The sequence below is a fragment of the Bradyrhizobium manausense genome (assembly GCF_001440035.1).
Taxonomy (GTDB): domain Bacteria; phylum Pseudomonadota; class Alphaproteobacteria; order Rhizobiales; family Xanthobacteraceae; genus Bradyrhizobium; species Bradyrhizobium manausense.
Window position 1 is genome coordinate 1 of sequence record NZ_LJYG01000057.1, and the last position, 1541, is coordinate 1541.

General features: G+C 65.4%; 1 protein-coding gene. It reads left to right on the forward strand.

Annotated elements, in window-relative coordinates:
* Positions 1–1541: non-ribosomal peptide synthetase (locus tag AOQ71_RS15320; protein ID WP_157083513.1), on the forward strand; the 1541-nt coding region annotated here is incomplete at both ends.

Below are 1541 nucleotides of genomic sequence, written 5' to 3' on the forward strand. Positions count from 1 at the left end.
CGTATCCTGCGGAGCAGTGCATCCAGGAGCTGTTCGAGGCGCAGGTGCGCAAGGCGCCGGAGGCGGTGGCGCTGGTCTATCAGGACCAGCGCGTAAGCTATGGCGCGCTCAATGCGCACGCCAACCAGCTGGCGCATCATCTGATCGCCCTCGGGGTCAAGCCGGATCAGCCGGTGGCAATCTGCGTTGCGCGCAGTCCGCTGATGGTGGTGGGGCTTTTGGCGATCCTGAAGGCCGGCGGGGCGTATGTGCCGCTGGACCCGGCCTATCCGTCGGCGCGGCTGCGCCAGGTGTTGGAGGATGCGGCGCCGCGGCTGCTGCTGACCGATGCGGCCGGCCGCGCCGCCTTGGGCGATGTGGGCCTCGATGCGAGCGTGGTGGAGCTCGATGCGGCGGCACCGGCCTGGGCCAGCCTGCCGGAATCGGATCCGGACCCGCGCGCGCTCGGCCTCACCTCCCGCCATCTCGCCTACGTGATCTACACCTCGGGATCCACCGGTACGCCCAAGGGCGTCATGGTCGAGCATCGGAGCTTGGTCAATTATCTCTCCTGGGCCCGCGATGCGTACGCTCCCAGATCATCCTCCGTGATTTCCTCGCCTCTGGTCTTCGATGCGACAATCAACAGCCTGTTTGCGCCTCTGATCTGTGGTGGACATGCATTCCTTATAAAGGAGAGAGATGAGGTCGAAGGACTCAAAGAGACGGTCCGCTCGGACTGCGGGATCGTCAATATTACCCCGAGCCATCTGAATGCTCTTGGGCAACAGATGCTGGCGGACTCGGCGCCGAGCCGCGTTGGATTGCTTATCATCGGCGGTGAAGCGCTGTCGCATTCGACAGTGGAGTTGTGGCGCAGGATCCAGCCCACGGTGAGAATGGTGAACGAGTACGGCCCAACTGAAGCAGTTGTCGGTTGTATCTTCTATGACATTCCGAGAGAGCCATCTCTACCCAGCAACGTCCCGATTGGCCGTCCGATTGCGAACACGCGTGTGTATCTGCTGGATGGTCATGGGGAGCCGGTGCCGTTCGGGGCGGTGGGCGAGCTCTGCATTGGCGGTGCGGGGGTGGCGCGGGGCTACCTGAACCGCCCTGAGCTGACGGCGGAGCGGTTCATCGCCAGCCCCTTTGTGGACGGCGACCGGCTGTACCGGACCGGCGACCTGGCACGCTACCTGGCGGACGGCAATCTGGAGTTTTTGGGGCGCAACGACGAGCAGGTGAAGATCCGCGGCTTCCGGATCGAGCCGGGCGAGATCGCGGCGCGGCTCCTCGAGCATCCGGCGGTGGGTGATGCGGTGGTGGTGGCGCGCGAGGATGGCCGCGGCGAGCAGCGGCTCGTTGCGTATGTCGTCGCCCCCGAAGCTGAGGAATCTGATCTTGCCGGCGGTTTGCGCGCACACTTGAGTGCGCGGCTGCCGGACTACATGGTGCCGTCTGCGTTCGTGCGGCTGGCGAGGCTGCCGCTGACGGTGAACGGCAAGGTCGATCGGAACGCGCTGGCTGCGCCGGACGATGAGGCGTATGCGCATCGCGCC